The sequence below is a fragment of the Methylotenera versatilis 7 genome (assembly GCF_000799165.1).
Taxonomy (GTDB): domain Bacteria; phylum Pseudomonadota; class Gammaproteobacteria; order Burkholderiales; family Methylophilaceae; genus Methylotenera_A; species Methylotenera_A versatilis_A.
This window is the reverse complement of sequence record NZ_JUGF01000001.1, coordinates 753,779-779,987: the sequence shown is the minus strand read 5'-3', so window position 1 is coordinate 779,987 and position 26,209 is coordinate 753,779. Positions and strand designations below refer to the sequence as shown.

Sequence of the window (26,209 nt, the reverse complement as noted above, 5' to 3'; positions counted from 1 at the left end):
ACCAAAAAAAAGAAATTCGAGTATTGAATATGGCTGCAATTAAACATTTTCTGCAATTCAATGATTTAACGACGGATGAGTTGAATCATATTTTTACGCGCACCAAATGGATTAAGCAACAATTTAAAACGTACCAGCAATATTGGCCGCTGCAAGATCGCACCTTGGTGATGATTTTTGAAAAAGCCAGTACACGTACACGGTTGTCGTTTGAAGCTGGCATGCATCAACTGGGTGGTTCGGCTATCTATTTGAATACGCGTGATTCACAATTGGGTCGTGGTGAACCGGTAGAAGATGCAGCACAGGTGATCTCACGCATGTCAGACATTGTGATGATACGCACTTTCGAGCAAGATATTATTGAGCGTTTTGCTGCCAATTCTCGCGTGCCAGTCATTAATGGACTGACAAATGAATATCATCCTTGCCAGATTTTGGCGGATATTTTTACTTTTATTGAACAAAAAGGCTCGATAAAAGGCAAAACGGTTGCATGGATCGGCGATAGCAATAATGTCTGTAATACTTGGTTGCAAGCAGCGGAATTGTTGGATTTTAATGTGCATGTTTCTACTCCACCAGGCTATGAAGTTGAACCGGAGCGTGCCAATTTGTATGGCAACGATCATTTTGAAACGTTTGCTGACCCAATGGAAGCGGCGCGTGGTGCGGACTTGGTCACTACTGATGTGTGGACTAGCATGGGTTTCGAGGCCGAGAACGAAGAGCGTATGCGAGATTTTGCTGATTGGCAGGTTGATGCAGACATGATGAAAATTGCTGCTAAAGACGCACTTTTTATGCATTGTTTACCTGCACATAGGGGCGAGGAAGTTGCGGCCGAAGTCATTGACGGTGCACAATCGATTGTGTGGGAAGAGGCGGAGAATCGTTTGCACGTACAGAAAGCCTTAATGGAGTATCTATTGTTAGGGAAAATAGACAGTTAATGGTCAATAAAGTAACAGACATCTCGCGCCATATATTGCCAGTGTCTTCTACGATGGTTGGCGTTTGTATGACTGTTATTACCGTGATGCAACTTGTACCTAAAGGTAAGGTTGCTAGCTGGGCGGATGACCTAATTGCGATCGATGGATTGTTTTTTTTGGCAAGTACCATATTTTCTTACTGGTCCTTGCGTTCCGACAATAACACGGCTAAAACAGAGGCTTTTGCGGATAGATTATTTTTGTTAGGTATGATTTTGATGGTAATAGTTAGTTTTTTAGTGGCTTTTGAACTGCTTGTGAATTGAAGGGTAAGTTAAGTAATGAGTAAAGTAAATAAAGTGGTGCTTGCCTATTCTGGTGGCTTGGATACATCGGTTATCTTGAAATGGTTGCAGGACGAATATAAATGTGAAGTGGTCACTTTCACTGCCGATTTAGGGCAAGGTGAAGAGCTGGAACCCGCGCGCGCAAAGGCCAAAGCGGCTGGTGTTAAAGAGATTTATATTGACGATGTACGTGAAGAGTTTGTGCGCGATTTTGTGTTCCCAATGTTCCGCGCCAATACAGTTTATGAAGGCGAGTACTTATTAGGGACATCAATTGCGCGTCCGTTAATCGCTAAACGTTTAATTGAAATAGCGGCTGAAACCAATGCCGATGCGATTTCGCACGGCGCAACTGGCAAAGGCAACGACCAAGTACGTTTTGAACTAGGTGCTTATGCCTTGAATCCAAATATACAGATCATCGCGCCATGGCGTGAGTGGGATTTGTTAAGTCGTGAAAAATTGATGGCATATGCCGAAAAAAATGGTATTCCAGTAGAGATGAAGCACAAGCAAGGCGGCAGCCCGTACAGCATGGACGCTAATTTGCTGCATATATCTTACGAAGGCCGCCATTTAGAGAATCCAGCCGCAGAAGCCGAAGAGTCAATGTGGCGCTGGAGTGTCAGCTCAGAAAAAGCGCCGGATGCTGCTGAGTACTTAGATATTGAATATGTGAACGGTGACCCGGTTTCATTAAATGGTGAAGCGATGAAGCCGCATGAGTTATTGGCACAATTGAATAAAATTGGCGGTAAGCATGGTATCGGTCGTTTAGATTTAGTTGAAAATCGTTATGTAGGGATGAAGTCGCGCGGTTGCTATGAAACGCCTGGTGGCACGATTATGCTCAAAGCGCACCGTGCGATTGAGTCAATCACATTAGACCGTGAAGTAGCGCATTTGAAAGATGATTTAATGCCGCGTTACGCCAGCATGATTTACAACGGCTATTGGTGGAGTCCTGAGCGGATTGCCTTGCAAACGTTGATTGATCATACGCAAACTTCAGTTAATGGCTGGGTGCGCGTAAAGCTTTATAAAGGTAATGTGATTGTGGCAGGGCGCGATAGTAAAACGAATTCATTGTTTGATTCAACGATTGCCACTTTTGAAGATGACAAAGGCGCATATGATCAAAAAGATGCAGGCGGGTTTATTAAGTTAAATGCGTTAAGAATGCGTATAGCGGCTAACTTGAAAAATAAACAACGCTAATTGTTCATTCGATAAACGCTTAAAATATTATTTATTCAATACAGTTAATTAAAATATAAAGATTGAGGAGTTAAGAATGGCGCAATTTGACAATGTCAGTGTAAAGAAAAAAGCGAATGTATATTTCGATGGAAAATGTGTCAGCCATACCGTGCTGTTTCCGAACGGAACACGTAGTACGCTTGGTATTATTTTCCCAAGTTCGCTTACATTTAATACTGCTGCACCAGAGTTGATGGAAATTAATTTGGGAGTTTGTAAAGTACGTTTGCAAGGCGAAGAGTCATGGAAAACATACGGCGCGGGCGAAAAATTTACGGTGCCTGGTAATTCCAGTTTTGATATTGAAGTGACAGAAACCTTAGACTACGTCTGCCACTTTGAATAGTAATGCTTGGCTCTGCGGCGTTATTTGGTGTTTGCCGTACTGTACTGTCTTCGCACTTATGCCTTGCATAGCCTGCGCTTAAAGAGTTATAAGGATTTATATGCCTAGTTTTGATATTAGTTCCGAAGTCGATATGGTTGCCTTAAAAAATGCCATTGATGCCGCTGGTAAACAAATTACCAATCGCTACGATTTTAAAGGCACCTCTGCCAAGGTTGAATTGAACGAAAAAGACAGCATTATTACTTTGTATGGTGATAATGATTTTCAGCTGGATCAGATTAAAGATATTTTATTGCCGGGCATGGAGAAAAAAGAAGCGGATTCTACTAAACGCTTAGAACACAATGATGTGCAAAAAGTCGGCGGCAATAAAGTGAAGCAAGAGCTGAAAATTCGCGCAGGTATTGACACTGATTTAGCCAAACGCATCGTTAAATTGATTAAAGATTCGGGCTTAAAAGTACAAGCCAGTATTCAGGGCGACGAAGTACGTGTAAATGGTGCAAAACGTGACTTACTGCAAGATGCGATCGCACTTTGTAAAAAAAATGTGACGGATTTCCCGTTACAGTTTGGTAATTTTAGAGAATAGTAGTTAAGGTTAGGTTTAAATAATGGCTGCAAAAACGCTTTACGATAAATTGTTTGACTCTCACGTTGTGCATGAAGAAAATGGCACCGCGCTGATTTATATTGACCGTCATTTGGTGCATGAAGTGACCAGTCCACAAGCGTTTGAAGGCCTGAAATTAGCGAATCGCAAAGTATGGCGCGTTAACTCTATCTTGGCCGTGCCTGACCATAATGTGCCGACAACTGAAAGAAGCACAGGTGTTGCAGGAATCGTCGATCCCATTTCACGCTTGCAAGTACAAACTTTGGATGAGAACTGTGCCGAGCATGGTGTGACTGAATTCAAGATGAACGATATGCGTCAAGGTATCGTGCATGTGATTGGCCCTGAACAAGGCGCGACGTTACCAGGTATGACCGTGGTTTGCGGGGACTCGCACACCAGTACACATGGTGCTTTTGGTGCGTTGGCACACGGAATTGGTACCTCTGAAGTTGAGCACGTGATGGCAACTCAATGCCTGGTTCAAAAAAAATCAAAAACCTTACAGGTATTAGTAGAAGGTCAGTTGGGTCATGGCGTAACAGCAAAAGATGTTGCTTTGGCCATTATCGGCAAAATCGGTACTGCTGGCGGCAATGGCTATGCCATTGAATTTGCAGGTTCGGCAATTCGTGGTTTGAGCATGGAAGGCCGCATGACTTTATGCAATATGGCGATTGAGGCAGGCGCACGCGCTGGCATGGTGGCGGTGGATGATACGACCATTAATTATGTTAAAGGCCGTCCATTTTCGCCCAAGGCAGAGCAGTGGGATGCAGCCGTCGCATATTGGAAAACCTTGCATAGCGATGAAGGTGCAAAATTTGATACGGTTGTCACATTAAAAGCAGAAGACATTCAGCCACAAGTGACTTGGGGAACATCGCCAGAAATGGTGGTTGGTGTGGATGGCAAAGTGCCCCGTTTGGATATGGCTAAAAATGAAGTGCAGCGTAGCGACTGGGAGCGCGCTTACACTTACATGGGTCTAACGCCCGATACGCCGATTGATGAAATCAATATTGATAAAGTATTTATCGGTTCTTGTACCAATTCGCGCATCGAAGATTTGCGTGCCGCAGCGGCAGTTGCAAAAGGCAAGCATATTGCACCCAATGTCAAATTGGCTTTGGTTGTGCCAGGTTCCGGTTTGGTAAAAGCACAGGCCGAGCTTGAGGGGTTGGACAAGATTTTTACAGATGCTGGGTTTGAATGGCGTGAGCCAGGCTGCTCAATGTGTTTAGCAATGAACGCGGATCGCTTGGAGCCAGGTGAGCGTTGCGCATCAACATCTAACCGTAATTTTGAAGGTCGCCAAGGGCAAGGCGGGCGTACACATTTAGTCAGTCCGGAAATGGCCGCCGCCGCCGCGGTTGCAGGACATTTTGTTGATGTGAGACAGTTTGTTTGATTTTTAAGTTAAGTGACAGGTAGGAAACTAAATGAATAAATTAATGGTGTTAATGGCATTAACTTTTGCAATCGTGTTAGCTGGTTGTAATACATGGCATGGTTTTGGTAAGGATTTGGAAAAGGTAGGTGACAAAATTCAGAAGTCACCTAATAATTAAATGGACGCTTTTACCCAATTAAATGGCTTGGTAGCACCGCTAGATCGCGCGAACGTAGACACGGATGCGATTATTCCTAAGCAGTTTTTGAAGTCAATCAAGCGTTCAGGTTTCGGACCTAATGCGTTTGATGAATGGCGTTATCTCGATCACGGTGAACCTGGAATGGATAATTCCAAACGCCCACTCAATCCAGATTTTGTGCTGAACCAAGCGCGCTATCAAGGTGCGAGTGTGTTGCTGACGCGTGAGAATTTTGGCTGTGGATCAAGTCGCGAGCATGCGCCGTGGGCGTTGGAAGATTATGGTTTTAAAGTGGTGATTGCATCTAGCTTTGCCGATATTTTCTTTAATAACTGCTTTAAAAATGGCATGTTGCCAATCGTGTTGTCTGCTGAAATCGTAGAGGATTTATTTAACGAAGTAGCGGCGGCTGAAGGTTATCAATTGAACATTGATTTGGCTACGCAAACCGTGACCACACCAGGTGGAAAATCCTATAGATTCGACGTTGACGAAGTACGGAAGCATAACTTGCTTAACGGCTTGGATGATATTGGTTTAACCATGCAACAGCAGGATAAAATCAAAGCATTCGAAATTCAGCATAAGCAAGCACAACCTTGGTTATTTAACTAAAAGTTGTTTAATTAAATTTTAAAAGTTAGAAAGTTCTTCATGAAAATCGCAGTATTGCCTGGTGATGGTATCGGGCCGGAAATTGTTGCACAAGCTGTTAAAGTACTTAAAGCATTAGATCTGGATTTGGACATGACAGAGGCGCCAATTGGTGGTGCAGGTTACGAAGCCGCAGGTGACCCATTACCTGAAGCAACGCTAAAATTGGCAAAAGAGTCTGATGCCGTTTTATTGGGTGCGGTTGGGGATTGGAAATACGATAAGTTAGAACGTCATTTACGACCAGAGCGTGGTTTATTGCGCATTCGTAAAGAGTTGAATCTGTTCGCCAACTTACGTCCAGCATTGCTTTATCCTGAATTGGCAGATGCTTCGACATTAAAGCCGGAAGTAGTTTCTGGTTTAGACTTAATGATTATTCGCGAACTTACTGGTGATATTTATTTTGGTCAGCCACGTGGTATTTCAACTCTGGAAAATGGCGAGCGCGAAGGTATTAATACCATGCGTTATAACGAATCCGAGATTCGTCGCATTGGCCGTGTGGCGTTTGATATTGCCATGAAACGTAATAAAAAAGTGTGCAGTGTGGATAAGGCCAACGTGCTAGAAACAACAGAGTTATGGCGCCAGGTGATGATTGAATTGTCAGCAGAATATCCTGAAGTGGAGTTAAGTCATATGTATGTGGATAACGCGGCAATGCAATTGATTCGTGCCCCAAAACAGTTTGATGTGATGGTGACGGGTAATATTTTTGGTGATATTTTGTCGGATGAAGCATCCATGCTAACTGGCTCAATCGGTATGTTGCCTTCAGCTTCGCTGGATGCGAATAATAAAGGTATGTATGAGCCTAGCCATGGCTCAGCACCGGATATTGCAGGTAAAGATATTGCTAACCCACTGGCAACGATTCTGTCTGCTGCCATGATGTTGCGTTATACATTTAACGATGAAGCAAATGCGCTCAAGATTGAAAATGCGGTTAAAAAAGCATTGGCGCAAGGTTACAGAACGGCCGACATTGTGACCGATGGCTGTAAAAAAGTGGGCTGTAATGCAATGGGTGATGCGGTTGTTGCAGCACTTAATTAGATAAAAGTAGTTAAAAAAATTAAAGCCAAGTAGTTACTAGATTAATCTGGGATAAAAAATGTTAAAAGTTGGATTTGTAGGTTGGCGTGGCATGGTAGGTTCAGTCCTATTGCAGCGCATGATAGAAGAGAATGATTTTGCGCTAATTGAGCCGCAATTCTTTACTACGTCCCAAGTTGGCGGTAAAGCACCTGGTATTGGTAAAGACTCTGCGCCATTAAAAGACGCGAAAAACATTGCTGACTTGAAAGTAATGGATGTCATTATTTCTTGTCAAGGTGGCGACTACACCAGCGAAATTTTCCCACAATTACGTTCAGCCGGTTGGAATGGTCATTGGATTGATGCGGCTTCAACTTTACGCATGGAAAAAGATGCAGTCATTATCTTAGACCCAGTGAATATGCACGTTATTCAAGATGCATTGCACAAGGGTGGTAATAATTGGGTGGGCGGCAACTGTACTGTTTCATTAATGTTGATGGCATTGAATGGCTTGTTCAAAGCCGATTTGGTTGAATGGGCAACATCCATGACATATCAGGCTGCTTCTGGCGCAGGTGCACAGAATATGCGCGAGTTACTCAAACAAATGGGTGAGGCACATCTTGCTGCCAGTGATTTGCTAAAAGACCCAGCGTCGGCGATTTTAGATATTGATCGTGAAGTTGCCGGTACTTTGCGCGATGAAAAATTCCCTAAAGCGCATTTTGGTGTGCCGCTAGCTGGTAGCCTGATTCCATGGATTGATAAAGATTTAGGTAATGGTCAAAGTAAGGAAGAATGGAAAGGTGGTGTTGAGACTAATAAAATTTTAGGTCACGAAGCTAATCCAATTCATATTGATGGCCTTTGTGTGCGTATCGGCGCCATGCGTTGCCATAGCCAAGCATTGACAATTAAGCTTAAAAAAGATGTACCTTTAGATGAAATTAGCCAAATGTTAGCTGAGGCGAATGAATGGGCAAAGGTCATTCCCAATGAGCGCGAAGCGAGTATGCGCGATCTAACCCCTGCGGCAGTGACAGGTAAATTACTTACACCTGTTGGGCGTTTACGCAAATTAAATATGGGCAATGATTATTTGTCCGCATTTACTGTGGGTGACCAGTTGCTATGGGGCGCTGCGGAGCCATTACGCCGCATGCTGCGCATATTAATCGAGCGCTAAGTGCTTGTAATGAAAATTAACGTTGATAAAAACCAACAATAAGCGCGAACAACCACATAGCATGCACACATAATGTGTATGATGAGCTTGCAACTCTAACTAATTGATGTTATTTTCGTTATTGCAATATTTAAGTGAATATTTAAGGGTGAAATAGTGCACAGCTCAAAACTAAAGAAAATGACAGCTGCTTTATGCATGGCATTAATACCGATATCAGTATTTGCTGCAGGATTAGGCAAATTAAATGTGAGCTCTGGGTTGGGCGAACCATTAAAAGCCGACATTGAATTATTATCGGTTACTCCAGAAGAGTTAAATAGTATTGTTGCTGCCATTGCTTCTGAAGAGGCTTATGCAAGTCAAGGCATTGAGCGCCCAGCTTCTCACAACAGTATTAAAATCGAAGTTATCAAAAACTCAACGGGCACTTCTAGCTTAAGATTAAAATCTACCCAGCCCATTAGTGAGCCATTTTTAGATATGCTCATTCAAGTAGATTGGGCTTCCGGAAGGCTTTTGCGTGAATACACTGTGCTGCTGGATCCGCCTGGTTATACGGGTGAAACAGCTGATTCACAAAGTTCAGCCATGCCAAGTCAAGCGACACAGGCGCCGGTGGTTAAGTCAACAAATCCAAGTAATAGCGCAACTGCTACTGGTACGGCGACCCAAAGTAGAAAATCAAGTAGTAACAACCAAGCAAAGTCATCGGCTAATGTTGAACCTGAAGCGATAGGTGAATCTTCAGGATCGGAATATGTGACACAGCGCGGTGATTCATTGGCTAAGATTGCGCGAGATATGAAGCCGGAAGGTATTAGCCTTGATCAGATGTTGATCGGTCTATATCAAGCCAACCCTAATGCCTTTGATGGAAAAAATATAAATCGCTTAAAAGTCGGCAAAATCATTCGCCAGCCTACTGAGCAGGATTTAGCTGCGATATCTCGCCAGCAGGCATCAAAAGAAGTTAAAGTGCAAGCGGCCAATTGGAACGCTTATCGCAACAAATTGGCTGGTATTGTTGCCGAGACAGCGCCTAGTGATTCTGAATCCAGTGCACAATCAGCAGATGGGAAAATTAAAAGTGCGGCTGAAGATCAGTCGCTACCAGTTCAAGCAGGGCCTAAGGATGTTGTAAAGCTTTCAGCAGGTGAGATGGCTTTAACAAAAAAAGAGGCGGAAGATACAAGGTCTTTGCAGGCCAAAATTGCGGCTTTGCAAGAAGAGTCTACAGCACGTGAAAAAAGTGTAAAAGAAGCACAAGATAAAACGGCGGCCTTAGAAAAGCAAATTGAAGACATGCAGAAATTGCTTGCCTTAAAAAATGGCGCAATGTCTGAGATACAAAAACAAGCAGAGCAACAAGCTACGCAAGAACAGAATAGCGCCGAGCAAGCTAATCCGGCTGGATCCGAAAATGCGGCATCTATTGAAGTTGCACCAACTGAAGCCGTTGCAGTTGAACCACCAGCGCCTGTAGCGACTGTCAAAAAACCAGAAGAAAAAGCAATCCCAAAACCTGTCGTGACACCTGAGCCTGTTGCAGAGTCAAGCATATTAGATGAATTGGACTTGCCTTTAGTAGGTGGAGGCCTTGGATTGCTAGCCTTGTTGGGCGGTGGCTGGTTGTATTTGCGTAATAAACGCAAGCGCAATCTAGCTGATTTTGAGCAGGGTATTATGACCTCTGGCGGTCTAAAAGCGAACACCGTTTTTGGCAACACATCGGGCTCAAGTGTGGATACGGGTGATACTTCATTCTTAACTGACTTTTCTCAAAGCGCGAATGGCGGCATGATTGACACAAATGATGTTGATCCGATCGCTGAAGCTGAAGTGTATATGGCTTATGGTCGCGATGCTCAAGCAGAAGAAATTTTAAAAGATGCAATTTCAAAAGAGCCTAAACGTTACGAGTTACATCTTAAATTGTTAGAAATGTATGCTGCAAGTAAAAATGTTTCTGCATTTGAAACCATAGCTGGTGAACTTTATACCTCGTTAGGATCAGCAGATCCAACCTGGGCTAAAGTGGCTGAAATTGGTCAAAAATTAGAGCCGAGCAATCCGTTATATCAAGTGAGCACTGTGCATTCAGGTTTAAGTGAAAAATTAGATGCCAGTGATTTTTCTGATGCGCCGATCGCCAGCGAAACAGATTTGGATTTTTCATTTGATAATGAGTCTTTAGAGCAAGACTCGCCGGCAAACTCAAAAGATGCATTTGATTTAGATTTGGATAGTTTAAACTTGGATCAAGACAGTGCATCTGAGCAGGCAGCACTGCCAACCGAAAACCTAGATAGCACGATTGCGAATAATTTGGAGGCAGTTGATTCAGATGGCTTAGCCTTTAATACATTTGCAGACGTAACAGAGCCTGAACAGGAATCATCAGCCTTACCTGAAGTCTCACAGAAAATAGATGAGGGTTTGGACTTTGATTTCGGGCAATTAGCAACTACCTCTGAAGCGCCTGCTAAATCAGAGTTTGCAGATACAGAAACTAATTTTGGACATACCATGCCAGGTTTGGATATGTCTGGCTTTAATGCGCCAGAATCTGAGCCAGAAGCAGCTGAAAATGTCAGTGAAATCGAATTTATTAGTGCGGATGAGACTTCTGAAACAATTGAATTTCCTCAAATAGATGAACCTGCTTTAGGTGAGTTTGATTTAAGTGAGCCTAAAGTTGCAGATGAAAACGCATCAACTGAAACAGGTTTTAATTTCGATTTAAGTACCTTGTCCCCCGAAGCCGCTAGTTATGTTGAAGAGGATGAATCAACTGCTAACACTTTTGATTTATCTGCAATCAGTTTGGAGATGGAGGATTCTGGAACGGGTGATGAGTCAATCGCTTTATCTGCTGATGAGCCGATTGAGATTGAGACTAAACTGGATTTGGTTGCCGCTTATCTCGAGATGGATGATCAAGAAGGCGCTAAAGAGTTGTTAGACGAAGTAATTAAAGAAGGTGGCGTTAATCAGCGTAAACGTGCTGAAGCGCTTTTAGCAAAGCTTGCCAAATCTTAATCATTAATTTAAACCAATAAAAAGCCGGGTTTGTTGCTCGGCTTTTTTGTTGGGATTAAAATGCGCTTACATGTCTGAATTTGCTTATACCCACTTTGAATTTATCCCGAAAATGAACGTCATGACACGACTATCGAGTGTAATAGTCGATATTGTCTGGAAAGTGCTGGATTAAATGCGCATTGCTTTGGGTGTTGAGTATGATGGCGCACATTTTTGCGGCTGGCAGAGTCAGCCTGAGAAGTGTGGTGTGCAAGATAGCATTGAAGAAGCAATTATGAATATTGCCAATCAACCTGTCCGGGTACACGCTGCTGGGCGGACGGATACTGGTGTACATGCGCTTATGCAGGTTGTACATTTTGAATCCGAAGTAATTCGACCATTGAGTGCTTGGGTTCGCGGTGTTAATGCTTTTTTACCACCAAGTGTGCGTGTTATTTGGGCGCATGTTGTCGATGATGATTTTCACGCACGATTTTCTGCCACGCAACGACATTATCAATATTTACTGGTGAATCAACCCACTGCATCTGCTATTTATGCAGAAAAAGCGGGTTGGTATCATTTGCCGCTGGATATTTCGGCAATGCAGGCCGCGATTGTTTATTTGCAAGGCGAGCATGATTTTAGCGCTTTTCGCGCCAGTGAATGTCAGGCTAAAACGCCTATTAGAAATTTAACAACGGCTACAGTGGCAACACATGGGGAATCGATTGTTTTTAATTTCTCAGCCAACGCTTTTTTGCAGCATCAAGTGAGGAATATGGTTGGTGCGCTTATTTATGTCGGTAATGGAAAATATTCACCAGAATGGATTAAAAGCCTGTTGGCGGAAAAGAATCGGACTTTGTCGCCGCCAACATTTTCACCGAATGGATTATATTTAACGGGTGTGGTTTATCATGCCAAATATAATTTGCCCAATACGCAACGTCAATTAAACTTTATACGTTAATTGGGTTCTGCTGTATTGATAGGCAATCACATTACCTTAATGTAAAGAGAAAGTATAAAAGTTGAGAACAAGAGTCAAAATTTGTGGCATTACAAATGCAGTGGATGCACTGAACGCGATTAAATATGGCGCAGATGCAATTGGCTTGGTGTTTTACGCCTCTAGCCCGCGTTTTGTCACCATTAGTCAGGCACAGCAAATTGTTGCTGCTATTCCGCCATTTGTCAGTGTGGTGGGTTTGTTTGTGAATGCACCGACAACGGAAATTGAAGCAGTGATATCTCAAGTGCGCATTGATGTTTTGCAGTTTCATGGTGATGAAACTGCAGCAGAATGTGAAAGAATAAAGTTGCCTTATTTGAAGGCGATTCGCGTTAAGAGTGATACTAATTTGTTACAATGCGAAGTTGAGTTTGGCAGTGCAAAAGCCTTGCTGCTGGACACCTATTCAGAAACCGCGTTTGGTGGAACAGGGCATGTATTTAATTGGGAGTTGATTCCAAAAGGCATGACTAAACCCATTATATTGGCAGGTGGTTTAAACCCTGAAAATGTGGCGGATGCGATTAAGCAGGTGCAGCCTTACGCAGTGGATGTAAGTGGCGGTGTGGAAGCAAGCAAGGCTATAAAGGATGCAGCAAAAATTGCAGCTTTTATGCAGGCAGTAAATAAATAAGGAATTTAAGTGGGAGTAAATGACATGCAAGTATATGACATGCCTGATGCGCGCGGTCATTTTGGTCGGTTTGGTGGCACTTTTGTAGCGGAAACATTAATTGAAGCGCTTGAAGAGTTGCGTGTTATGTATGAAAAGTATCGTTTTGATGAGGCTTTTCTGGCTGAATATGCACACGATTTAAAACATTTTGTTGGTCGACCAAGTCCAATCTACCATGCTAAAAGATGGTCTGACAAAGTAGGTGGCGCGCAAATCTATCTAAAACGCGAAGATTTAAACCATACTGGCGCACACAAAGTCAATAACACAGTAGGTCAGGCTTTGTTAGCGAAACGTATGGGCAAGCCACGCGTGATTGCTGAAACCGGTGCAGGGCAGCATGGCGTGGCAACTGCAACGATTGCCGCTAGAATGGGCTTGGAGTGTGTGGTATACATGGGCTCTGAGGACGTCAAACGTCAGGCGCCAAACGTATTTAGAATGAAACTATTAGGCGCAACCGTGGTGCCAGTAGAAAGTGGTTCAAAAACGCTTAAAGATGCGCTGAATGAGGCGATGCGGGATTGGGTCACTAATATCGAAAATACATTTTATATTATTGGTACAGTCGCAGGCCCACATCCTTATCCGATGATGGTGCGTGATTTTCAGGCCGTAATTGGCGTAGAGGCTAAACAGCAAATGCAGGAAATGATTGGTCGTCAGCCCGATGCCGTCGTTGCTTGTGTCGGTGGTGGGTCTAACGCAATGGGTATATTTTACCCCTATATTGATGTGCCAAATGTGCGTTTAATCGGCGTGGAAGCAGCAGGGCACGGGTTAGAAACTGGCATGCATGCGGCACCGCTGACGGCGAATAGTCCTGCTGGTGTTTTGCATGGTAATCGCACCTATTTAATGCAAGATGCTAATGGCAATATTGTGGAAACACACTCAATTTCAGCTGGTTTGGATTATCCAGGAGTTGGTCCGGAACACGCTTGGTTAAAAGATATTAAACGTGCTGAGTATGTGGCGATTACCGATGATGAGGCGATGGCTGCTTTTCATAGCTTATGCCGCACAGAAGGTATTATTCCTGCATTAGAGTCAAGTCATGCCTTGGCGCATGCGGAGAAAATGGCTAAAACCATGCGTAAAGATGAAATTATCCTGGTTAATCTATCAGGTCGAGGTGACAAAGATATTAATACTGTTGCCAAGCTAGCCAACATCACTTTGTAAATCGAAAACCACTTCACAATGCGGCGTTACTTCACTAAAAATCAAAAACTCACATATAAACCATATGCTTCGTTTTTATTTTTAGCTCGCACCTTGCCTTGTTTTGTGCTTTTCAATTTCCAGCTTTCTTCAAATTTTTTGCCAGTTTAATTATATGTCGCGCATTCGAACCGTATTTTCCCATCTAAAAACCATTAACAAAAAGGCGTTAATTCCTTACATTACAGCGGGGGATCCACACCCCAAACATACTGTTAATTTAATGCATGCCATGGTAGCAAGTGGCGCGGATATGATTGAACTAGGTGTACCGTTTTCTGACCCAATGGCTGATGGCCCAGTTATTCAACGTGCAAGTGAGCGTGCATTGGTGCATAAAATTGGTTTAAGTAAGGTGTTGGGTTTTGTTGCCGAGTTTCGCCAGACTGACGACAAAACGCCTATTATATTAATGGGTTATGCCAATCCAATAGAAGCAATGGGTGCAGAGAAGTTTACCAAATCCGCTAAAGCGGCTGGTGTGGATGGCGTTATCACAGTCGATTATCCGCCCGAAGAATGCAAAGAATTCATTAGTCAGCTGCAAGCAAACGATATGGATAGCATCTTTTTATTATCGCCTACCACTGATGCTGCGCGTGTTAGTTTAATTGTCAGTCAAGCCAGCGGTTTTCTATATTACGTGTCACTTAAAGGTGTGACTGGCTCTGCCAATTTAGATATTGAAGAAGTAAAAGCGCGTGTTGCAGAAATTAAAAAAGTAACTAATTTGCCAGTAGGCGTAGGTTTCGGCGTAAAGGATTCTGTCACTGCGAAAAACGTAGCATCATTTGCTGATGCTGTGGTGGTGGGTAGCCGCATGGTACAAGCGATAGAGAACTCGACTGATGCTAATTTATTAACAAACGTAAGCGATTTAATCGCTGAATTGCGTATCGCAATTGATGCTTAAGGAGTAAATATGAGCTGGTTAGAAAAAATTCCGCAAAAAATTCAACGAGTTGTAGGCGCTGTTAATAAAAAGAATGTGCCAGAAGGGTTGTGGAGCAAATGCGACTCATGTCAATCCGTGCTGTATAAAACAGATTTGGAACAGAATGCCGAGGTATGTCCAAAATGTGCGCACCATAATCGCATTGGTGCACGGGCCAGATTAAACCAATTGTTAGACCCTGATACCAAAACAGAAAAACGGATTGAGATTGGTGCGAATGTAGAACCGATTGATCCATTGAAATTTAAAGATAGTAAAAGCTATGCGGATCGCATGAAGTTAGCCCAAAAAGAAGTGGGTGAAAAAGACGCTTTAATCGTGATACAAGGCAAAATTCATGCGGTTCCTGTAGTCGCTGCTGCGTTTGAGTTCAAATTTATGGGCGGCTCAATGGGCTCTGTTGTTGGTGAGCGATTTGCGCGCGGCGTCGATGCGGCAATTAAAAGTCAATCTGCTTTTATCTGCATTTCGGCCAGTGGCGGCGCACGTATGCAAGAGGGTTTGTTATCGTTAATGCAAATGGCTAAAACCAGTGCTGCGTTGACCAAGCTTTCTCAAGCAGGTTTGCCTTATATTTCCGTATTAACTGACCCAACCATGGGCGGTGTTTCGGCCAGTTTTGCGATGTTGGGCGATGTTATTATTGCTGAACCGAACGCGTTAATTGGGTTTGCCGGTCCTAGAGTGATTGAGCAAACCGTACGTGAGACGTTGCCAGCAGGTTTTCAGCGAGCAGAGTTTTTGGTGGAACACGGCGCTGTTGACTTGATTATTGACCGCCGTGAAATGCGCCAAAGATTGGCTAATATTTTATCTGGCTTAATGAAACTGCCTAAAGTCGCTTAAGCTTTAAATCGTCTCTGTTTTAATACCTCAGTTTTTGAATTTCTAAAATACGGCCTAACGTGACCAATATCAAACCTAAGCCAACCACCGCACAACAGTGGTTGGCTTATATCGAAGCGCAACATCCAAAAGCAATCGCAATGGGCTTGGATAGAGTTAATGCTGTTGCGCAAAAGTTACAATTGGAACCCGCGTTTCCAATTATCACGGTGGCGGGCACTAATGGTAAAGGCTCTACTTGTGCGCTGTTAAGTCAGGTTTATCTTCAAGCCGGTTATCGGGTTGGTTGTTACACATCGCCGCATTTAATGCGTTATAACGAGCGCGTACGCGTTAACGATATTGACATTTCTGATGATGATTTGTGTGTTGCTTTCGATGCCATTGAACAGGCGCGCGGCGATATTGCTTTAACTTATTTTGAAATTGGAACATTAGCGGCGATGTGGCATTTTTGCCAGAACAGCCTAGATATTGTTATTTTAGAAGTAGGCTTGGGCGGCAGGCTGGATGCGGTTAATATTTTCTCACCCACTTGCAGCATCGTGACCACGATTGATTTGGATCACATGGATTATTTAGGCGATACGCGTGAAAAAATTGGTTTTGAGAAAGCTGGTATTTTTCGTGAAAATGCACTGGCCATTTGTGGAGATGAAAATCCGCCGCAAAGCTTAATTGATCATGCTGCAAAAATTGGCACACCTCTGAAGTTGATTAATCGTGATTTTACTGTGACGAAAACAACTCAGGCTTGGCAATATTCAGCAGAAGGTCATGAGTTATTGCTGCCCAATCTTGGTATGCAGGGCGATTTTCAGCTAAGTAATGCAGCGTGTGTCGTTTGTGCCACGCAATATTTAAATACCATTCTGCCTGTATCGCTAGCCAACATTCATGAGGCTTTTCAGACGGTTACCTTAATTGGACGTTTTTATCAAATTCACACACAGCCGATTATTGTTGTGGATGTTGCACATAATCCACATGCAGCTGTTTCACTTGCACATAATTTAAAGGCGATGCCTTGTGCTGGAAAGACTTTCGCGGTGTTTGCGATGCTGGCGGACAAGGATATTGATGGTGTTATTCATGCCGTAGCGCCTAATATTAACCAATGGTTTGTTGCCGATAACCATAGTCCGCGAGGTGCAAAAGCGTTTGATTTGAATCAAAGGCTGATTAAAAACGACCCGAAATCCGTGACTGAATTATTTGCAGATGTCACCTCTGCGCTCAATGCCGCCTGTAAAACAGCGACTAAAAATGATAGAATAATTGTGTTTGGTTCCTTTTATACCGTTGCAGATGCGATGAGTACTGTATTGCAAAATACAACATCAACCCCATAAAAAGTTTATAGCTAGCATATGGCTGAAAGTTAAACATGCAAAAAGACGTCAATGATCAAGAGCTGACCCTGAAAAAACGTGCACGGCGGCGTTTAGTGGGCGCAATTGCGCTTGTATTGTTAATGGTGATTGTGTTGCCGATGATATTAAAAGATCGTTCCATTAAACAGCCTGCTGATGAAGTAACGATTACGCTAGACAGTCAGCGCAAGCCAGAAATTTTGCCTGAAGTGTCTGATTTTGATTCTAATGTAGTGCCATCTAATGAAGTCGACGCACAACAGGATGAGCTCAAATCCAATGATGTTGCTAGCCAATCCGAAACTCCAGAGGCTGACGCTGATGTTGATCCTGAAGCGGCGCCAAAATTAAAAGCAGAAGGCTTAAGTGCAGACAGTAAAAAAACACCGGTTAAGCAAGTTGAAGCGCCAAAAGCAGATAACAAAAAAAGCACAGTGAGCGCAAAATTTTATGTGCAGATTGGTGTGTTTTCAGATGAGGCCAATGTGAAAAAGTTACAAGCCAAATTAACGGAGTTGGGCTACAAATCGCAAACCGAGAAAATTGATACCGCAAAAGGTAAAAAGATTCGCTTACGTACTCAGCTGTTAGGTGAGCGCAACGACGCAGCTATTGCGTTACAAAATATCAAAGATGCAGGCCTTACAGGCATGGTTGTCAGCCAATAATGGTGTTGCTAATAGGGCGTTTGTAAAAACATGACGAGTTTTGATTACGCCGTATTAACCATTATAGGTATTTCCATCATCGTTAGCATGATGCGCGGCGCTGTACGTGAGGCGTTATCGATATTAGGATGGCTTGCCGCCTTTTATATTGCTAAAACATACGCTACCCAGTTAATACCTTTGTTACCGCAAGATATTCCAAGTGATTCGCTACGCCTATTAGCGGCTTTTTTAATTCTCTTTTTGGCTGTATTGCTGGTGGTTGCTTTGTTGTCTATCGCGCTTTCAAGCATTATTAGAAAAATTGGTTTAAGTTGGCTAAATCGGTTTTTTGGCGCATTATTTGGATTCGTAAAAGGATTGTTCATTGTCTGTGTTCTAGTGTTTTTAGCAGGGTTAACGAATATTCCCAAAGATAGTCGGTGGACAAATGCAATGTTTAGTTCACCACTTGAAGCACTTGTTAAGGCAGCGCTGCCGTGGATGCCAGAAGCCGTGGCCAAATATATTAAATACGATTAACCATATTCATTTACCAGTACCAAAACCGTTTGATTAAGGACACTCATTTATGTGCGGAATTTTAGGCATTGTTGGCAAAAACCCTGTTAACCAGCTTTTATATGATGGTTTGCTGGTGTTACAACATCGCGGGCAAGATGCTGCCGGTATTGTTACTTGTGATGGAAATACGTTTTTTATGCATAAGAATAATGGCTTGGTAAAAGATGTATTTCAAACGCGCCATATGCGTAGTTTAGTCGGTAACGTTGGTATCGCGCATGTGCGCTACCCAACTGCTGGCTCATCCAGCGCAGCAGAAGCACAGCCTTTTTATGTCAACTCGCCATTTGGTATCGTGCTGGGTCATAACGGTAATTTAACTAACTCTGAGCAGTTGAAATCGGAAATGTTCCGTCAGGATTTACGCCATATCAATACCAATTCAGATTCTGAAGTGTTGTTAAATGTATTGGCGCATGAGATTGAAAAAACTTCGCGTAATGCGGTGTTAAATACGGATATGGCCTTTGATGCGGTTGCAGGCGTACATAAGCGTTGTAAAGGTGCTTATGCAGTAGTTGCGATGATTGCCAATTTTGGGTTGCTAGCATTTCGCGATCCGAATGGCATTCGCCCATTAGTGATAGGTAGGTTAGATACCGATAAAGGTACTGAATATATCGTTGCATCCGAAAGCGTTGCGCTGGATGTGCTCGGTTTTGAATTGATGCGTGATATCGATCCAGGCGAAGCGGTTTTCATTGATATGGACGGCAATTTGTTTAGTCGTCAATGTGCTGAAGCGCCAACATTAACGCCTTGCGTTTTTGAGTATGTTTACTTAGCGCGTCCAGATTCTGTCATTGATGGCGTTTCGGTATATCAAACACGTTTGGATATGGGTACCAGTCTGGCTGAAAAAATTAAGCGTGAATGGAGTCATTTAAAAATTGATGTGGTCATTCCGATTCCTGACACCAGCCGACCAAGTGCATTGCAAGTCGGTATCTCGCTGGGTTTAAATTGCCGTGAAGGTTTTATTAAAAACCGCTATATTGGCCGCACCTTTATCATGCCTGGTCAGGCTTTACGTAAAAAATCAGTACGTCAGAAACTAAATCCTATTGGTATTGAGTTTAAAGGTAAAAATGTATTGCTGGTCGATGACTCCATCGTGCGTGGCACGACTTCACGGCAAATTGTGCAAATGGCACGCGACGCGGGCGCCAATAAAGTTTACTTTGCTTCGGCTGCGCCGCCAGTACGCTTCCCAAATGTGTATGGTATTGATATGCCAAGCCGCGATGAGTTGTTGGCGACAGGCCGTACAGACGAACAAATTTGTCAGGAAATAGGTGCGGATGCGCTGATTTATCAAGATTTAGATGCTTTGGTTGAAGGTATTTCTAAATTAAATCCGAAGATGAAGGTGTTTGACTGTAGCTGTTTTGATGGAAAGTATGTGACAGGTGATGTGGATAGTGCCTATCTAAATCGAATTGAATCGGCGCGTGGAGATTTTAATAAAAAACAAAAGCCGAGCAATTCAAGTACGCAGCTAGATTTGAATTTAATTGATGCGGAAGAAGATGAGGCGGTAGAGCAGGTTTCATAATCAGTTAACTGGATGTGCACCCATTTGGGTCATCGTATTTTTAACGGAACTAACCTAGACTGAACGATATTTGCAAATAATAAGAGGTTGAGTAATGATTCCTTTCAATAAAATATATCTCACTGGCAAAGAACTGGAATATATTCGGCAATCGCATGAAACAGGTAATCTTTCTGGTGATGGAGTCTTTACGCATAAAGCAAGTGAATGGTTAGAAAATCAAACCAAAACACATAAAGCGCTTATTACTCATTCATGCACGGCTGCACTCGAAATGGCCGCATTGTTGGCTGAAATCCAGGCTGGTGATGAAGTGATTATGCCGTCTTACACTTTCGTTTCGACTGCAAATGCCTTTGTTTTGCGTGGCGGTGTGCCAGTGTTCGTGGATATCCGTCCAGATACATTAAATATTGACGAAACGTTGATAGAGGCGGCAATTACGCCACGTACAAAAGCGATTGTCCCCGTTCATTATGCCGGTGTAGGCTGTGAGATGGATACCATTATGCAAATCGCAAAAAAATACGATTTGTTAGTGATTGAAGATGCTGCACAAGGCATTATGGCAACTTATAAAGACCGCGCATTAGGCTCAATTGGGCACATTGGTGCTTATTCTTTTCACGAAACTAAAAATATCATCTCAGGCGAAGGCGGAGCCATACTGATTAATGATGAGCGATTTGCTGAGCGTGCAGAAATCATTCGCGAAAAGGGTACGAATCGTAGCCAGTTTTATCGCGGGCAAGTTGATAAATATACATGGCAGGATGTTGGATCGTCGTATTTGCCGGGTGAAGACGTCGCAGCCTTTTTATACGCGCAACTGGAAAAAGCCAAGGAAATCACTCAAAAACGCCTGGATATATGGAATATCTACCATGAGGAATTGGAAGAGTTAGAGCAAAAAGGTGATTTAAGACGGCCAATTATTCCGGCAGAGTGCCAGCACAATGCACATATGTATTATGTTTTGTTGAATTCACTTGATCAACGAACTGAATTAATAAAACGCTTTAAAAAACAAGATATTCATCCCGTGTTTCATTATATTCCTTTACATAGTGCGCCAGCTGGAAAACAATTCGCACGCACGCATGGCGAATTAAAACATACGGATAGTTTGTCCGAGCGTTTGTTGCGTTTACCTTTATGGGTGGGGCTAGGTCAGCAGCAAAATGAAGTGTTGAAAGTGATAGGCGCTAAAGTAGCGACCAGTTTTTTTTTGTTAAGTAATACGCTTGACATCAACATGTTAAGGGCGTTAAATGGAGTTGCGCTGATTTGAGTGGCCAACTTTAAACAAAGCCTTACTCAGCTTGCGGGCGCATAATAAATACTGCTAAAGCGAGAGCCAAAACCCGTTTTAGCTTATTCTTTAGCTAACACGGGTTTTTTTACGCCCATACATTTAAGTGATTTGACATTATGACGACAATAAAAAACTATCATCCTGAGACTGTAAGTTTACGTGCTGGCACAGAAACGAGTGAGTTTGGTGAAAATTCAGAGGCTTTGTTCTTAAATTCAAGCTTTAAGTTTAAAAGTGCGGCACAAGCGGCAGCACGTTTTGGTGGCACAGAACCCGGCAATATTTATTCACGCTTCACTAACCCAACTGTCACCATGTTTCAAAATAAATTGGCAGCACTTGAAGGCGCAGAGCAGTGCGTAGCAACCTCCAGTGGCATGTCAGCGATTTTAGCTTGTGTAATGGGTTTGTGCAGTGCTGGCGACCATGTCGTGGCATCGCGCAGTGTTTTTGGTACTAGTGTTCAGTTATTCGGCAATATCCTCAAACGCTGGGGCTTGAATGTTACTTTTGTATCACTGACTGACCCGTCTGAATGGCAAGCTACGATTACGTCTAAAACGAAACTATTTTTTGTCGAAACACCATCAAACCCATTAACAGAAGTGTGTGATATTAAACTGTTAGCTGATATTGCGCATCGTGCCAATGTGCATCTGGTGGTTGATAATTGTTTTTGCACCCCCGCTATTCAAAAACCATTAGATTTGGGCGCTGATATTGTTATTCACTCAGCTACTAAATATATAGATGGGCAGGGTAGATGTTTAGGTGGCGCCGTGTTAGGCAGTAAAATTTTAATGGAGCCTGTGTATGCATTTTTACGTACGGCGGGCGTCACCATGAGTGCTTTTAATGCATGGGTGTTTTTAAAAGGAATGGAAACTTTGCATATCCGTATGGAAGCGCATGCGCGTAAAGCGTTGCAATTGGCAACATGGCTGGAAGCACAGCCGCAGGTTGCGCGTGTTTACTATCCAGGACTGACATCGCATCCACAGCATGCTTTAGCCATGAAGCAGCAGTTAAGTGGTGGTGGTATAGTCAGTTTCGAAGTTAAGCCTAAAACTGGACAAACCTTAACAGAAGCGGCATGGGCACTTATTGATTCGACAGAACTCATTTCGATTACAGCGAATTTGGGCGATGCTAAAAGCACCATCACGCACCCAGCGAGTACCACGCACAGCCGTATTTCACCAGAGGCAAGAGCACAATCAGGTATTCAGGATAACTTAATACGAATTGCAGTGGGGTTGGAACATACGGAAGATTTGCAAGCAGATTTACATTTTTAAGTGAATGATTAGCCAGTATATCTTGAATTAATAACAGTAAGGTTCAAGCTGGCTTTATTGTTATTTGTCGCTATTTCATCATTTATTTCAAACCTAGTATGTGATATATTCCAAAACTGTTTTGAACTAGTCAGGTTTGAATTGCCAAGCTGAAAGTTTTTATTTAAAACTTATTTAAATTAAAGCTTGGCTCGTATTAAAAACTAAATCAAGGTTGTGCAAGTCACAACCTTTCAAACTGTTAACAACTAATCGTCGCCTATCAACTTAGGTAACACTTATACAGGAATTGCAACATGGCAGCATCGCTTGAAACAATCAGTAATTTAGAACGCCGTATCACGATTAAAGTGCCATTGGCACCGCTTGAGGGTCAAATTAAACAAAGACTTACTCAAATTTCGCGCACAGCCAAGTTTTCAGGCTTTAGGCCTGGTAAAGCGCCAATCGGTTTGGTGAACCAGCATTATGGTGATCAAGTGCGCGATGAAGTATATTCAAAAGCAGTGGAAACCAGCTTTGGTAACGCAGTTGAAGAAAATAAATTACGCGTTGCAGGTTTTCCGAATATTGAACATAAGCCATTTGCAGAGGCAGCGACGGATTTCGAATATACAGCAACTTTTGAAGTGTTTCCTGAAGTTAAGTTAAACGATTTAAGCAAATTAAAAATCGAGAAACCTACTCTGGAAGTGACAGAAGCCGACGTTGAAAAAACATTGGATGTGTTGGTTAAGCAACGTGTTAGCTATGAAGTTGTTAAGCGTGCGGCTAAAAAAGGCGACCAAATCAATGTGGTTTTAGCGGCCAGTATTGATGGCGAACAGGTGGAAAGTACCGGTGAAAAAGGCATTGATTTGGTGTTGGGTGAAGTTGGCCGAATTGCTGAGTTCGATGAGCATTTGGCAGGCGGTAAAGCGGGTGGCAATAAGACATTCGAAATTACATACCCAGCTGACCATAATCCTGCACAATTGGCCGGTAAAACAGTAAGTTACACAGTCATTTATAACAGTGTTGCACAACCAGTTTTGCCAAAAATTGATGCTGATTTTGCTAAAAGCTTGGGCATTGATGATGGCAATGTGGAAAAAATGCAGTCTGAAATCAAAGCCAGTTTAGAACAAGAAGTTGAAAAACGCATTAAAGCGCGCACTAAAGAACAAGTATTTCAAGCATTAGTGGCAGATTCAAATATTGAAACGCCAAAAGCGCTTGTTAATGTTGAAATCAATCGTATGATGCAGCAAACTGCGCAAAATTTACAACAGCGCGGCATGGATCCTAAAGCGATTCAATTAGAACCTGCAATGTTTGAAGAGCAGGCTAAACGTAGCACAGTTTTACGCTTGATTTTGAGTGAGTTGGTAAATGCCAATAACTTACAAGCTAGCGCAGATCAAGTCCGTGCAATGGTGGATACTTTTGCACAAAGCTTTGAGAAGCCAAGCGAATTGGTTAGTTGGTATTATGCGGATGTTAAACGCTTAGATGAACCAGCGGCTTTAGCTACGGAAGAAAATATCGTGAATTGGGTATTGGACAAAGCGAAAGTAACCACCAAGAAAATTAAATTTGATGAATTGATGGCTGGGCAGTAAATTTAAACTCGTATAACGAGTCAAAGATTGAAGGCAGTAAAAGCAACTTACATATAATATGGTGATTCTAAAGTGAATATTAGTAATAGCATGGAACCGCAAGGTTTGGGTTTGATTCCGATGGTGGTCGAGCAAAGTGGTCGTGGGGAACGTTCCTACGATATTTATTCGCGTTTGCTAAAAGAGCGTATTATTTTTTTGGTCGGCCCAGTAAATGATACATCTGCTAATCTAATTGTCGCGCAATTGTTATTTTTAGAGGCCGAAAATCCAGACAAGGATATTTCACTTTATATTAACTCACCAGGTGGCTCAGTAACTGCGGGTATGTCTATTTACGATACGATGCAATTTATTAAACCGGATGTGAGCACGCTTTGCATTGGGCAAGCCGCAAGCATGGGCGCATTCCTGTTGGCATCTGGTGCAAAAGGCAAACGTTTTAGCTTGCCTAATTCGCGTGTGATGATTCATCAGCCATCAGGTGGCTTCCAGGGTCAGTCAACAGATATCGAGATACACGCTAAAGAAATTCTATATTTACGTGGTAAATTGAATACCATATTAGCCCATCACACAGGTAAAACGGCTAAAGAAATTGACCGTGATACTGAGCGTGATAACTTTATGAGTGCAGAGCAATCGGTTGAGTATGGCATGATTGACAAGGTGATTGAAACCCGTACTGCGACTGCTTTAAAATAGTAACGACGGTCTGTTTGGTTCTAGTTCAGTTTAAGTTTGTTGGTTTAAGGATGTTGCATGGCGAATAAAGCCGAAAGTGAAAAGTTACTCTATTGCTCGTTTTGTGGCAAAAGTCAGCATGAGGTTAAAAAGCTCATCGCTGGGCCGTCTGTGTTTATCTGTGATGAGTGCGTGGATTTATGTAATGACATCATCAAAGAAGAAGTGCAGAGTTTAAGCGATATTAAGTCGACCGATAAGTCGTTACCCACACCGCAAGAAATTTGTGCGATTTTAGATCAGTACGTAATTGGTCAAACGCAAGCGAAAAAGAATCTATCTGTAGCGGTTTATAACCATTACAAACGCCTTGGACATAATCATATTTCACAAAATACCGTTAAGGATGATGTCGAGATTCAAAAAAGCAATATTCTGCTGATCGGCCCAACGGGTTCAGGCAAGACGTTGCTCGCGCAAACATTGGCGCGCATGTTAGACGTACCTTTTGTGATGGCTGATGCTACTACATTAACTGAAGCGGGTTATGTGGGTGAAGATGTTGAAAACATCATGCAAAAACTGTTGCAAAAATGTGATTACGACATTGAAAAGGCTCAACGCGGTATCGTTTACATTGATGAAGTTGATAAGATTTCGCGTAAATCAGACAATCCATCTATTACGCGTGACGTTTCAGGTGAGGGCGTGCAGCAAGCCTTGTTGAAGTTAATCGAAGGTACGATTGCTTCTGTTCCACCACAGGGTGGTCGTAAACATCCTAACCAGGAGTTTGTGCAATTAGATACGACTAACATCTTATTTATTTGCGGTGGTGCATTTGATGGTTTAGATAAAGTAATTCGCAACCGCTCTGAAAAAGGCGGCATTGGATTTGGTGCCGAAGTTAAAAGCAAAGATGATTTGCGTGAAGTTGGCGCAGTATTGCGTGATGTTGAACCTGCAGATTTAATTAAATTCGGTTTAATTCCAGAGTTTATTGGTCGTTTGCCAGTTGTTGCAACACTAGAATCTTTAGATGAAGCAGCTTTAATGACCATTTTGGTTGAGCCAAAAAATGCCCTGACCAAACAATATATCAAGCTGTTTAAAATGGAGGGTGTTGATCTCGAGTTTAGAGAGTCAGCCTTACTTCTAATTGCTAAAAAGGCATTAGAGCGTAAAACGGGCGCGCGTGGGTTGCGTTCCATTTTAGAGCATTCATTACTTGAGGTGATGTATGATTTACCATCTATTGAGAACTTAAGTAAAGTTGTCATTGATGAAGGTACGATCAAAGGCGAGTCACAACCTTTAATGATTTTTCAGGATAAGCTAAATCAAGATTCGCCTAAAAAAGCTGAATCGGCAAGTTAATCAATCTATCAATTACCGTGTTTAATCTGTTTAAACACGGGGTTT

General features: G+C 42.6%; 25 protein-coding genes. All 25 read left to right on the top strand.

Features of this window, described 5'->3' with window-relative positions:
• Nucleotides 1-29: 29 nt before the first annotated feature.
• Nucleotides 30-953: an ornithine carbamoyltransferase gene (gene argF, locus K370_RS03450; RefSeq protein WP_047538298.1), complete on the top strand. Its 924-nt coding sequence runs from the start codon at nucleotides 30-32 to the stop codon at nucleotides 951-953.
• A complete protein-coding gene (locus K370_RS03445) occupies nucleotides 953-1,261 on the top strand; it encodes a hypothetical protein (RefSeq protein WP_047538295.1) in 309 nt (102 codons plus the stop codon). Before argF ends, K370_RS03445 begins: the two co-directional genes overlap by 1 nt.
• 15 nt (nucleotides 1,262-1,276) lie before the next feature.
• Complete coding sequence (locus K370_RS03440) at nucleotides 1,277-2,500, top strand: argininosuccinate synthase (protein ID WP_047538291.1); 1,224 nt, start codon at nucleotides 1,277-1,279, stop codon at nucleotides 2,498-2,500.
• Between the two features lie 76 nt (nucleotides 2,501-2,576).
• Nucleotides 2,577-2,888 (top strand): pyrimidine/purine nucleoside phosphorylase, encoded by a 312-nt coding sequence (locus K370_RS03435; RefSeq protein ID WP_047538289.1) that lies wholly within the window; start codon nucleotides 2,577-2,579, stop codon nucleotides 2,886-2,888.
• 100 nt (nucleotides 2,889-2,988) lie between these two features.
• Nucleotides 2,989-3,483 (top strand): YajQ family cyclic di-GMP-binding protein, encoded by a 495-nt coding sequence (locus K370_RS03430; protein ID WP_047538286.1) that lies wholly within the window; start codon nucleotides 2,989-2,991, stop codon nucleotides 3,481-3,483.
• A 22-nt stretch (nucleotides 3,484-3,505) separates the two neighbouring features.
• Entirely contained in the window at nucleotides 3,506-4,918 is a 1,413-nt protein-coding gene (gene leuC / locus K370_RS03425) for a 3-isopropylmalate dehydratase large subunit (RefSeq protein ID WP_047538283.1), read from the top strand.
• 31 nt (nucleotides 4,919-4,949) lie between these two features.
• On the top strand, nucleotides 4,950-5,078 hold the full coding sequence (locus K370_RS03420) for an entericidin A/B family lipoprotein (RefSeq protein ID WP_047538280.1): 129 nt from the start codon (nucleotides 4,950-4,952) through the stop codon (nucleotides 5,076-5,078).
• On the top strand, nucleotides 5,079-5,717 hold the full coding sequence (leuD, locus tag K370_RS03415) for a 3-isopropylmalate dehydratase small subunit (RefSeq protein ID WP_047538277.1): 639 nt from the start codon (nucleotides 5,079-5,081) through the stop codon (nucleotides 5,715-5,717).
• A gap of 39 nt (nucleotides 5,718-5,756) precedes the next feature.
• Nucleotides 5,757-6,815 carry a 3-isopropylmalate dehydrogenase gene (gene leuB / locus K370_RS03410; protein ID WP_047538274.1) on the top strand — a complete coding sequence of 353 codons (1,059 nt, stop codon included), beginning with the start codon at nucleotides 5,757-5,759 and terminating at the stop codon, nucleotides 6,813-6,815.
• A gap of 58 nt (nucleotides 6,816-6,873) precedes the next feature.
• Entirely contained in the window at nucleotides 6,874-7,986 is a 1,113-nt protein-coding gene (gene asd / locus K370_RS03405) for an aspartate-semialdehyde dehydrogenase (RefSeq protein ID WP_047538271.1), read from the top strand.
• A gap of 180 nt (nucleotides 7,987-8,166) precedes the next feature.
• Nucleotides 8,167-11,028 carry a FimV/HubP family polar landmark protein gene (locus K370_RS03400; RefSeq protein ID WP_047538268.1) on the top strand — a complete coding sequence of 954 codons (2,862 nt, stop codon included), beginning with the start codon at nucleotides 8,167-8,169 and terminating at the stop codon, nucleotides 11,026-11,028.
• 175 nt (nucleotides 11,029-11,203) lie between these two features.
• Entirely contained in the window at nucleotides 11,204-11,986 is a 783-nt protein-coding gene (gene truA / locus K370_RS03395) for a tRNA pseudouridine(38-40) synthase TruA (protein WP_047538265.1), read from the top strand.
• Between the two features lie 61 nt (nucleotides 11,987-12,047).
• Nucleotides 12,048-12,662: a phosphoribosylanthranilate isomerase gene (locus K370_RS03390; protein WP_047538264.1), complete on the top strand. Its 615-nt coding sequence runs from the start codon at nucleotides 12,048-12,050 to the stop codon at nucleotides 12,660-12,662.
• Between the two features lie 24 nt (nucleotides 12,663-12,686).
• Entirely contained in the window at nucleotides 12,687-13,889 is a 1,203-nt protein-coding gene (gene trpB, locus K370_RS03385; RefSeq protein ID WP_047538261.1) for a tryptophan synthase subunit beta, read from the top strand.
• Between the two features lie 154 nt (nucleotides 13,890-14,043).
• Nucleotides 14,044-14,841, top strand: a complete 798-nt coding sequence (gene trpA, locus K370_RS03380; RefSeq protein ID WP_047538259.1) for a tryptophan synthase subunit alpha — start codon at nucleotides 14,044-14,046, stop codon at nucleotides 14,839-14,841.
• Nucleotides 14,842-14,850: 9 nt separating this feature from the next.
• Nucleotides 14,851-15,729 (top strand): acetyl-CoA carboxylase, carboxyltransferase subunit beta, encoded by an 879-nt coding sequence (gene accD, locus K370_RS03375; RefSeq protein ID WP_047538257.1) that lies wholly within the window; start codon nucleotides 14,851-14,853, stop codon nucleotides 15,727-15,729.
• Between the two features lie 59 nt (nucleotides 15,730-15,788).
• Nucleotides 15,789-17,081, top strand: coding sequence for a bifunctional tetrahydrofolate synthase/dihydrofolate synthase (gene folC, locus K370_RS03370; RefSeq protein ID WP_047538254.1), 1,293 nt, complete (start codon nucleotides 15,789-15,791; stop codon nucleotides 17,079-17,081).
• Nucleotides 17,082-17,116: 35 nt separating this feature from the next.
• Entirely contained in the window at nucleotides 17,117-17,770 is a 654-nt protein-coding gene (locus K370_RS03365; RefSeq protein ID WP_047538252.1) for an SPOR domain-containing protein, read from the top strand.
• Between the two features lie 30 nt (nucleotides 17,771-17,800).
• A complete protein-coding gene (locus tag K370_RS03360) occupies nucleotides 17,801-18,292 on the top strand; it encodes a CvpA family protein (protein ID WP_047538250.1) in 492 nt (163 codons plus the stop codon).
• Nucleotides 18,293-18,341: 49 nt separating this feature from the next.
• On the top strand, nucleotides 18,342-19,889 hold the full coding sequence (purF, locus tag K370_RS03355; protein ID WP_047538248.1) for an amidophosphoribosyltransferase: 1,548 nt from the start codon (nucleotides 18,342-18,344) through the stop codon (nucleotides 19,887-19,889).
• A 94-nt stretch (nucleotides 19,890-19,983) separates the two neighbouring features.
• Nucleotides 19,984-21,180 carry a dTDP-4-amino-4,6-dideoxygalactose transaminase gene (rffA, locus tag K370_RS03350; RefSeq protein ID WP_081977142.1) on the top strand — a complete coding sequence of 399 codons (1,197 nt, stop codon included), beginning with the start codon at nucleotides 19,984-19,986 and terminating at the stop codon, nucleotides 21,178-21,180.
• Between the two features lie 140 nt (nucleotides 21,181-21,320).
• On the top strand, nucleotides 21,321-22,502 hold the full coding sequence (locus tag K370_RS03345) for an O-succinylhomoserine sulfhydrylase (protein WP_047538245.1): 1,182 nt from the start codon (nucleotides 21,321-21,323) through the stop codon (nucleotides 22,500-22,502).
• Nucleotides 22,503-22,798: 296 nt separating this feature from the next.
• Nucleotides 22,799-24,103 (top strand): trigger factor, encoded by a 1,305-nt coding sequence (gene tig / locus K370_RS03340; RefSeq protein ID WP_047538242.1) that lies wholly within the window; start codon nucleotides 22,799-22,801, stop codon nucleotides 24,101-24,103.
• Between the two features lie 90 nt (nucleotides 24,104-24,193).
• Nucleotides 24,194-24,808 carry an ATP-dependent Clp endopeptidase proteolytic subunit ClpP gene (gene clpP / locus K370_RS03335; protein ID WP_052185153.1) on the top strand — a complete coding sequence of 205 codons (615 nt, stop codon included), beginning with the start codon at nucleotides 24,194-24,196 and terminating at the stop codon, nucleotides 24,806-24,808.
• 57 nt (nucleotides 24,809-24,865) lie between these two features.
• Nucleotides 24,866-26,164: an ATP-dependent Clp protease ATP-binding subunit ClpX gene (gene clpX / locus K370_RS03330; RefSeq protein WP_047538235.1), complete on the top strand. Its 1,299-nt coding sequence runs from the start codon at nucleotides 24,866-24,868 to the stop codon at nucleotides 26,162-26,164.
• Nucleotides 26,165-26,209: the final 45 nt, after the last annotated feature.

Excerpts from the sequence above, each read along its gene's own strand:
- K370_RS03365 (WP_047538252.1), top strand. The coding sequence starts at position 17,117 with ATGCAAAAAGACGTCAATGATCAAGAGCTGACCCTGAAAAAACGTGCA.
- K370_RS03430 (WP_047538286.1), top strand. The coding sequence starts at position 2,989 with ATGCCTAGTTTTGATATTAGTTCCGAAGTCGATATGGTTGCCTTAAAA.
- asd (WP_047538271.1), top strand. The coding sequence starts at position 6,874 with ATGTTAAAAGTTGGATTTGTAGGTTGGCGTGGCATGGTAGGTTCAGTC.
- trpA (WP_047538259.1), top strand. The coding sequence starts at position 14,044 with ATGTCGCGCATTCGAACCGTATTTTCCCATCTAAAAACCATTAACAAA.
- clpP (WP_052185153.1), top strand. The coding sequence starts at position 24,194 with ATGGAACCGCAAGGTTTGGGTTTGATTCCGATGGTGGTCGAGCAAAGT.
- K370_RS03345 (WP_047538245.1), top strand. The coding sequence starts at position 21,321 with ATGACGACAATAAAAAACTATCATCCTGAGACTGTAAGTTTACGTGCT.
- K370_RS03445 (WP_047538295.1), top strand. The coding sequence starts at position 953 with ATGGTCAATAAAGTAACAGACATCTCGCGCCATATATTGCCAGTGTCT.
- K370_RS03400 (WP_047538268.1), top strand. The coding sequence starts at position 8,167 with ATGACAGCTGCTTTATGCATGGCATTAATACCGATATCAGTATTTGCT.
- argF (WP_047538298.1), top strand. The coding sequence starts at position 30 with ATGGCTGCAATTAAACATTTTCTGCAATTCAATGATTTAACGACGGAT.
- leuC (WP_047538283.1), top strand. The coding sequence starts at position 3,506 with ATGGCTGCAAAAACGCTTTACGATAAATTGTTTGACTCTCACGTTGTG.
- purF (WP_047538248.1), top strand. The coding sequence starts at position 18,342 with ATGTGCGGAATTTTAGGCATTGTTGGCAAAAACCCTGTTAACCAGCTT.
- trpB (WP_047538261.1), top strand. The coding sequence starts at position 12,687 with ATGCAAGTATATGACATGCCTGATGCGCGCGGTCATTTTGGTCGGTTT.
- rffA (WP_081977142.1), top strand. The coding sequence starts at position 19,984 with ATGATTCCTTTCAATAAAATATATCTCACTGGCAAAGAACTGGAATAT.
- truA (WP_047538265.1), top strand. The coding sequence starts at position 11,204 with ATGCGCATTGCTTTGGGTGTTGAGTATGATGGCGCACATTTTTGCGGC.
- clpX (WP_047538235.1), top strand. The coding sequence starts at position 24,866 with ATGGCGAATAAAGCCGAAAGTGAAAAGTTACTCTATTGCTCGTTTTGT.
- K370_RS03420 (WP_047538280.1), top strand. The coding sequence starts at position 4,950 with ATGAATAAATTAATGGTGTTAATGGCATTAACTTTTGCAATCGTGTTA.
- accD (WP_047538257.1), top strand. The coding sequence starts at position 14,851 with ATGAGCTGGTTAGAAAAAATTCCGCAAAAAATTCAACGAGTTGTAGGC.
- K370_RS03440 (WP_047538291.1), top strand. The coding sequence starts at position 1,277 with ATGAGTAAAGTAAATAAAGTGGTGCTTGCCTATTCTGGTGGCTTGGAT.
- leuB (WP_047538274.1), top strand. The coding sequence starts at position 5,757 with ATGAAAATCGCAGTATTGCCTGGTGATGGTATCGGGCCGGAAATTGTT.
- tig (WP_047538242.1), top strand. The coding sequence starts at position 22,799 with ATGGCAGCATCGCTTGAAACAATCAGTAATTTAGAACGCCGTATCACG.
- leuD (WP_047538277.1), top strand. The coding sequence starts at position 5,079 with ATGGACGCTTTTACCCAATTAAATGGCTTGGTAGCACCGCTAGATCGC.
- K370_RS03435 (WP_047538289.1), top strand. The coding sequence starts at position 2,577 with ATGGCGCAATTTGACAATGTCAGTGTAAAGAAAAAAGCGAATGTATAT.
- K370_RS03360 (WP_047538250.1), top strand. The coding sequence starts at position 17,801 with ATGACGAGTTTTGATTACGCCGTATTAACCATTATAGGTATTTCCATC.